A 7,512-nucleotide genomic window follows, 5' to 3' on the forward strand; every position below is an offset into this window, starting at 1 on the left:
GGAGTCGGCAGCCGATGCGGCCTATCGGGCAGCTCTGTCTGGTGTTGAGGCCGGGCGCACGCGGGTCAGCGCCGCCAGGGGCACGGGCCGTTCCAGAAGCGCGCCCAGCCCGCGCGCCAGCTCCAGGCTCTGGTTGAAGCCCCGGTGCAGCAGGCGGCGGCGGTGCAGCGGCACGGGCACAATCACGTCCGGCGGGGCCCCGGGGGCCGCGTCCGCCGCGTCCCCGAGCAGCCATGCCTCGCGGGCCAGCCCGCGCAGCAGGCGCAGCGCGCCCAGGCGGCCGTGGAATTTATAGTCCAGCACCAGCCGGCGCAGCAGGCCCTGGTAAGGCCCGTGGAAAAGCAGCCGCTCCCAGGGCCGGGGCTCCAGGCGGCAGGCGGCGCACAGGTGCCCGGCCCCGCCCGTGGCGCCCCGGAACATGGCCCCGCAGCCCGGGCAGCAGGGCCCGGCCCAGGGCGCCAGCTCCCGGGCGCAGTCCGCGCACAGGGGCGGCAGCTCGCCGCGCCCGCGCCCCGGGGCCGCGGCGCCGCAGGCGTGGCAGCGCCGCCCCAGGAGGTCGCCCAGGGTCGCCCCGAGGGCGCTCAGGACGGCGGGTGCCCGCGACATGGGTCCCCGTGTTCCCGGTCCCTTTGCGCCTGGCCCAGGACGGCCCGGCGCCCCAGGGCCTCCAGGGCCGCGCAGGCCCCCGCGTCGGCGGCCAGGTCGCCGGGGGCGTCCACGCCGCGCAGGGTCAGCGGGTCGCACAGCTCCAGGCGGAAGCTGGCCAGGAAGTATTTGAGGGTCAGCAGCGCGCCCTCGAAGAGCCGCCGGCCCTCGGGCCGCCCGGCCACGAGGCAGCAGTAGGCCGGGCGCGGCGCCAGGCCCGCCACGGCGGGGTCCGCGGCCCGGGCGCGCTCGTACCAGCGCTGGGAGCGGTCCACCAGGGCCTTGGCCTGGGCGGGCAGGTGGTAGAAATAGATGGGCGCGGCCAGGAACACGGCGGGCGCCCCGGCCAGGGCCGCGAGCAGCCGCCCGGCGTCGTCGTCCGCGTCCTGGGGGCAGGGGCCGCCCCCGGCGCAGGCGTGGCACGCCGTGCAGGGCCGCACGCGGAACTCGCGCAGCCGCGTCACGGGCACCGGCGCGCCCAGGGCGCGGGCCGCCCCCCGGGCGAACAGCCCCGCCGCCGCGTCGCTGTTGCCCCCGGCTCGCGGCGACAGGGCCAGCACCAGCGGCGCTCCGGCATGCCCCTCACTCATCGCCGCCCCCGCGCCCCTGGCGGGTGAAGACCGCGCGCAGCCAGCCCCCGTCCACCGGCTCCGTCCGCAGGGACCACGACGGGTTGATGGCCCGCTGGTCCTCCAGGGCGGGCAGGGAGCCCGGGGCGACGAGCGCCTCCACGCGGGGCGCGCGGGACAGGCGGAGATACCACCCCACCTCCATGCCCACGCCTCAGCACTTGCCGCGCAGGTCCAGGATCACCGTCTCGGTCATGGGGCCTCCGGGCGTCTAGTAGGCGCCGTTGAAGAACGGGTTGTGGGCCATTTCGTCGCCCACGGTGGTCGACGGGCCGTGGCCGCTGTGGACCACCGTCTCCGGCGCCAGGGTGAACAGGCGCTCGCGCACTGCGTCCAGCAGGGTCTGGGTGTCGCCGCCGGGAAAGTCCGTGCGCCCGATGGAGCGGCGAAAGAGCACGTCGCCCACGAAGACGACGCCCTGGTCCGGAAAATGGAACGACAGGCTGCCCGGGCTGTGCCCCGGGGTGTGCAGCACCGTGCAGGGCAGGTCCAGGAACCGCGCCGGGCCCGGCGCGAGGACCGTGGGCTCGAAGGGCTCCACCAGGGGCAGGCCCATGAGCCCGCCGCCGCCCAGCTCCGTGTCCAGCAGGGGCAGGTCCTCCTGGCCCACGAGCACCGGCGCGCCGGTGGCCCGCGCCAGGGCCGCGCAGCCGTAAACGTGGTCGCAGTGCAGGTGCGTCACCAGCACGGCCTCCAGGGTCAGCCCCCCGGTCTCCAGGGCGGCCAGGACCGGGGCGGGGTCGCCCCCGGGATCCACGAACACGGCGCGGCCCCCGTGGGCGGCCAGGAATCCGTTGGTCCCCAGCGGACCCAGGGTGAAAGTTCGTATCTTCATGCGTCTCCCGGTTCTTCGATCAGCAGTTCCGCCAGCGGCCTGCGCGAGGACGAGCCCTTCTGGTCCGGGTGGCCCAGGGCCAGCAGGGCCATGAAGGAGTAGACCTCGGGGTCCAGGCCCAGGGCCTGGAGCACCTGCGGCGCCTGGTTGACGATCTCGCCCAGCCAGACCCCGCCCAGGCCCAGGGCGTGGGCCGCCAGGAGCATGTTCTGGATGGCCGCCCCGGCGGTCTGGTGGTCCTTGAGCTCGCTGTACATGGCCTCGCGGTCCAGGAACACGGCCACCAGCGCCCCGGCCCCGCGCACGATGTGCGCGTATTTCGTGCAGCCCTCCAGGGCCTGGCGGCGCGGGTCGTCCGGCCGGATGACCAGGAAGCGCCAGGGCTGGTTGTTCAGCCCGCTGGGTGCCCAGCGCCCGGCTTCGAGGATGGCGCGCAGGTCCCGGGCGGACACGGGCTCGGCGGTGAAGCGGCGGATGGAGCGGCGTTCGAGGATGGCCGCCAGCACCGGGTTGTCGTGGTCGTGCATCGTGTGCTCCTGTGGCTGCTCGTCCGGGGCCAGATTACCGGAATCGGGGCCCATGTCCAGCCGCGCGGGGCCTGCCCCGCCGCGCCCCGGCGCCGGGGAGGCGCCGGGGCGCGCGCTCTCCTGGCGGGGAAAGAGGTTGCGCGGCTTGTGTCGCCTTGTTAATATATCCAAAAATCACTGGCAATCTCCGAAGGGAGGGCTTGCGGACATGGACAGCATAGGTGAAATCGTCGCCCTGCGCGGGGCGGCCACGGCCCAGGGGCAGGATGGTGTGCGCGAGCTGGCCGTGGGCAGCCCCGTCTTTTCCGGCGACGTTCTTTCCACCGGCCAGGACAGCAACCTCGAGGTCCGCTTTGTCGACGACACCGTGCTGGCCCAGGGCCCGGGCGCCAGCCTGACGGTGGACAACTACGTCTTCGACCCCCAGGAGCCCTCGGCCTCGGCCATGCTCATGAACCTCTCCAAGGGCACCTTCCGCCTGGTCACCGGCTCCATCGCCAAGGACAACCCCGAGGGCATCGCCCTGTCCTCGCCGCTGGCCACCATCGGCATCCGCGGCACCGGCGCCGACCTGGACATCGGCGCCGACGGGGTCGAGCGCTACGGCATCTTCCAGTACGACGGCCTGGACCTGGTCATCACCACCGCCCGGGGCACCGTGTTCCTGACCAACCAGGGCCTCGTGGTGGACGTGAATCCCGACGGCTCCCTGGGCGCCCCCCGGCCCTACACCCCCGACGAACTCCAGATGTTCCAGACCCTGGCGCCCCTGTCGGTCATCCTCGGCCTGGGCCAGGATGACGGCCAGGGCGGCGACGAGGACGGGGACGGCGGCCAGGATGGCGACGGCGACCAGCAGGACGGGGAGGGCCCGGGCGACGGCGCGGACGATCAGGGCCAGGACGATTCCTTCGACCCCGATGCGGACGACCCCTTCGACACGGAGCAGCCCCAGGGGCAGGACACCCTGCCCGGCGCCGCCATCGCCTTCACCCCGCCCCGCGCGCCGAGCCAACCCTCCCGCCCCGCAGGCGGCGACGATGACACCGACAACAACGATGGCCAGGCCGGAAACCAGGGCGGCACCCCGGGCGGCCCGGACGATGACCACTACCATGAGCACCTGATCTACGGCACCGAGGGGCCGGACCTGCTGAACTACGCGGGTGCGTCGAACAGCCTGACCATCTACGGCCTGGGCGGCAACGACACCATCTATGGCGGCTCGGGCGACGACTACATCGACGGCGGCGCAGGCGACGACAGTATCCTCGCCGGTCAGGGTGACGACCACATCGTCAGCGGTGAGGGGAACAACTACATCGACGGCGGCATGGGCCAGGACACTGTGTCCTACGAAGACAGCGGCACCTCGGTTTCCGGATACCTCAGCGGGACCATGTCCGGCATCGGTACGGACACCCTGTCCGGCATCGGTACGGACACCCTGGTCAACATCGAGCACCTCATCGGCAGCGCCTTCGGCGACAGCCTTCATGGCGACAGCTACGACAACATCATCTGGGGCAAGGCTGGCGACGACATCCTCCACGGCAAGGCCGGCAACGACACCATCTACGGCGACGAGGGCAACGACCTCATCTTCGGTGACGATGGCGACGACTATATTGACGGCGGCGAGGGCGACGACACCATCGACGGCGGCGCGGGCAACGACACCATCTCCTACGAGGGCAGCGATGCGGGCGTGCTCGTGGTTCTGCAAGATCCCAGCTATCCCGGCACCCCCAGTGGCGGGCACGCCGATGGCGACACCATCACCAACGTCGAGAACGTCGTCGGCTCCGACCACAACGACGCCATCACCGGGAACTCCCAGGACAACATCCTCTTGGGCGGGGCTGGCAACGATCGTCTGGACGGCGATGCTGGCAACGACTCGCTGGTGGGCGGCGACGGGGACGATCTTCTCATCGGGGGGCCGGGCAATGATACCCTTGTTGGCGGCGCGGGAGCCGACACGTTCTACTGGCAAGACCACAGCCACGGAGAGGATCTGGTCAGCGATTTCGAAGTGGGCGTGGATACGCTCGATTTCATGATGGGAGGCTTCGGATTCGCGTACACGGAGGTGTTGGACGCGAGCAATTTCAGCACCACTGACAGCGCGGGTCTGGCCGCCGGTGCGCCCGGTTTCTATGTTGTGGAGACCGGCACCAACACCTACGCAGTCTATTGGGATGAGGACGGCTCGGATGACTTAGAGGGAGTGCTCATCGCCACCGTCCAGAGCACGGGCCCGCTGTCCAATACCGACTTCTACATCTCGCCTGACGTTTGACCCCCGACCTGGGGGCGGCCTGCACGGGCCCCGCACGCCAGCACGGCGCGCGGGGCCCCGTCGCGCCGTGCCCCGCCCAGGCCCTTGTCCCGGCCCCCGCTCATGGAGTATACGCTGCCCATGAAAGCCCACCCAAGCCTGCTCCCGGACGACGGCCCGGGCCTGGACCGGCGCGACCTCATCACCTACGAGCACCTGCTGCGTGACGAGGTCGTCGCCTTCCTGCCCCACAAGTCCTACAGCCTCTATTTCCCCAAGACCCTGGACGACATCGCCGACGGCCCCATGGCCGAGGTCGCCGCCGGACGCGCCGCCGTGGTGCCCGGCGAACGCCGCGTGCTGCTGCCCCTGGCCCTGGGCGGGCGGCTTCTGGGCGTCTTCGTGGCCCGCGAGGCCACCGTGCGCGCCCCCGCGACAACCCTGCCCCACCTGGCCACCATGGCCCGCATGTGCCTGGAAAAAATCCTGCTCTACAAGATTTCCGTCACCGACCCGGACACCGGGCTGGCCACCCGCGGCCTGCTCCTGCGCGCCCTGGCCCGCGCCGTGGCCCAGGTCGGCGACAGCCTGCACCCCGGCGCCCCCGGGGCGGGCACCGGGCCCGACACCGGCGCCCCGGGCTTCGCCCCCTGCTTCGGCCTCGTGGTCGCGCGCCTGCACGGGCTGGAACACTGCCAGGAGGCATACGGCCCGGCCCTGGCCGACAAGGCCCTGGCCGAGGCCGCCCGGACCCTCGCCGCCCAGGCCCCCGAACAGGCCCTGGCCGCCCGCGCCGGCGACGACACCCTGGCCCTGTTCCTGCCCGGGGCCACCCCGGCCGCCACTCGCGACCTCGCCCAGCGCCTGGCCCGCCATATGGCCGAAATACTGCTCGCCGACCCCGTCCTCGACCAGCGCGTCCACCCCGCCTCCTGCGTCGGTCACGCCGCCTACCCCCAGGACATGAACGGACACGCCCTGCGCATGGCCGCCCGGGAACAGGCCGCGACCCTGCTGCGCAAGGCCCTGCGCGCCGCCGCCGTGGCCGCGCGCACCGGCCCCGACCGCGCCTTCGGCTACCCCCAGATCGTCGACGAGGGCGGACAGGTGCGCGAGGTGCTGCCCCTGGGCCGCCTCACCGTGGACCTCGGCTCCGCCGTGGGCGCCCGCGAGGGCCAGCGCTTCCTGGTCTGGCCCGGCGGCCCCGAGGCCCCCGGCGGGCCCGCCGCCCCCAAGGGCGAAATCGCCCTGCTCGAAGTGCGCCGCAGCTACTCCGTGGCCGAAATCATGACCCAGGCCGACCCCGGCCAGCCCCTGGCCGCCGGCGACCGCCTGACGCGCATCCGCCAGGCCGTCCCCAAAACCCTCGACGGCCACGGCCAGGGCCGCGACGCCCTCACCGGCTTGCTGCGCTACCGCGATTTCCTCGAACACTGGGCCGCCGTCCGCGACCGGCAGCGGACCTTCACCCTCGCCCTCATGCGCCTGCCGGACGACGCCGACCCCAGGCTCACCGAAGCCGCCCTGAACGGCCTGGCCCAGGCCGCCGCCGCCGCCTTCGGCCCCGAGGCCGTCGGCGGCCGCCACAGCCTGGGCGGCCTGGTCTGGCTGCTGCCCGCCACCGCCGCCCGCCAGGCCGCCGCCCTGTGCGAAAAACTCCTCGAACAGCTGGCCCGCTCCGGCGCCCCCGCGCCCGCCATCGGCCTGGCGCAGTTCCCCTGGCTCTCCTTCTCCCGCGCCGATACCCTGGACAACGCCGCCAAGGCCCTGGAATACGCCCGACTGCTGCCCGCGCCGCACCTGGGCCGCTGCGACTCCCTGGCCCTGACCATCCACGCCGACAAGCTCTTCGCCCAGGGCCGCCTCTACGACGCCATCGAGGAATACAAGCTCGCCCTGCTCGCCGACCGCGCCAACACCACCGCGCGCAACTCCCTGGGCGTCGCCCTGGCCCGCACCGGCGACCTCGCCGCCGCCAAACGCCAGTTCAAAACCGTCCTGAACCGCAACCCCAAGGATATCTTCGCCCTCTACAACTACGGCCACGCCTGCCAGCGCACCGGCAAGGCCCCCCAGGCTCGCGAGGCATACCGCGCCTGCCTCGCCGTGGACAAGGCCCACACCTTCGCCCTCATCCGCCTGGGCGAGCTGGCCCAGACGGCCCGCCGCTTCGCCGACGCCCGCCGCTACTTCCTGCGCGCCCAGGGCACCCCCGGCGGCCAGGGACTCACCGAGCGCTACCTCGCGCGCCTCGCCCTGGCCCAAAACGATACCGAACAGGCCCGCGAACACCTGCACCAGGCCCTCATCCACGACCCCATGGACGCCCTGGCCCTGCACCTCATGGCCCGCCTCTACCTCGACGCCGGGGAAGACCCCGAGGTCGCCGAGGCCCTGGCCCGCCAAAGCGCCGCCCTGGCGCCCGGCCAGCCCCGCTTCTGGGCCGAACTCGCCCGCGCACTCACCGCCCAGGGCAAACACCAGGAAGCCGCCACCACCCTCGCCCGCGCCGAACAGCAGGGGGCGTAGGACGCCGGGCCCCCGGCCGCAGATTCCGGGGCGCTGCCCCGGACCCCGGCCGGGGGGGGGCGCCCC

At 73.1% G+C, this 7,512-nt stretch carries 7 protein-coding genes; 2 read left to right on the top strand and 5 right to left on the bottom strand.

Features of this window, described 5'->3' with window-relative positions:
* Positions 1 to 21 precede the first annotated feature (21 nt).
* The 5 genes from M0P34_RS11920 to M0P34_RS11940 form a co-directional block, all read right to left on the bottom strand.
* A complete protein-coding gene (locus M0P34_RS11920; RefSeq protein ID WP_291499393.1) occupies positions 22 to 606 on the bottom strand; it encodes a double zinc ribbon domain-containing protein in 585 nt (194 codons plus the stop codon).
* Entirely contained in the window at positions 582 to 1,235 is a 654-nt protein-coding gene (locus M0P34_RS11925; RefSeq protein WP_291499395.1) for an NAD(P)H-dependent oxidoreductase, read from the bottom strand. Before M0P34_RS11925 ends, M0P34_RS11920 begins: the two co-directional genes overlap by 25 nt.
* Positions 1,228 to 1,419, bottom strand: a complete 192-nt coding sequence (locus tag M0P34_RS11930) for a hypothetical protein (protein ID WP_291499398.1) — start codon at positions 1,417 to 1,419, stop codon at positions 1,228 to 1,230. Before M0P34_RS11930 ends, M0P34_RS11925 begins: the two co-directional genes overlap by 8 nt.
* 66 nt (positions 1,420 to 1,485) lie before the next feature.
* Complete coding sequence (locus M0P34_RS11935) at positions 1,486 to 2,109, bottom strand: MBL fold metallo-hydrolase (protein ID WP_291499400.1); 624 nt, start codon at positions 2,107 to 2,109, stop codon at positions 1,486 to 1,488.
* The gene (locus M0P34_RS11940; RefSeq protein WP_291499402.1) at positions 2,106 to 2,636 is read right to left on the bottom strand and encodes a nitroreductase; all 531 of its coding nucleotides are present in this window, start codon (positions 2,634 to 2,636) and stop codon (positions 2,106 to 2,108) included. Before M0P34_RS11940 ends, M0P34_RS11935 begins: the two co-directional genes overlap by 4 nt.
* Positions 2,637 to 2,844: 208 nt before the next feature.
* Here M0P34_RS11940 and M0P34_RS11945 point away from each other — a divergent pair, with 208 nt between their 5' ends.
* On the top strand, positions 2,845 to 4,938 hold the full coding sequence (locus M0P34_RS11945) for a FecR domain-containing protein (protein ID WP_291499404.1): 2,094 nt from the start codon (positions 2,845 to 2,847) through the stop codon (positions 4,936 to 4,938).
* A 120-nt stretch (positions 4,939 to 5,058) separates the two neighbouring features.
* Entirely contained in the window at positions 5,059 to 7,446 is a 2,388-nt protein-coding gene (locus M0P34_RS11950; RefSeq protein ID WP_291499406.1) for a diguanylate cyclase, read from the top strand.
* The last annotated feature ends 66 nt before the right edge of the window (positions 7,447 to 7,512 follow it).

It is taken from the genome of Desulfocurvus sp., from assembly GCF_023230885.1.
In the GTDB taxonomy this organism is placed as follows: Bacteria; Desulfobacterota; Desulfovibrionia; order Desulfovibrionales; family Desulfovibrionaceae; genus Desulfocurvus.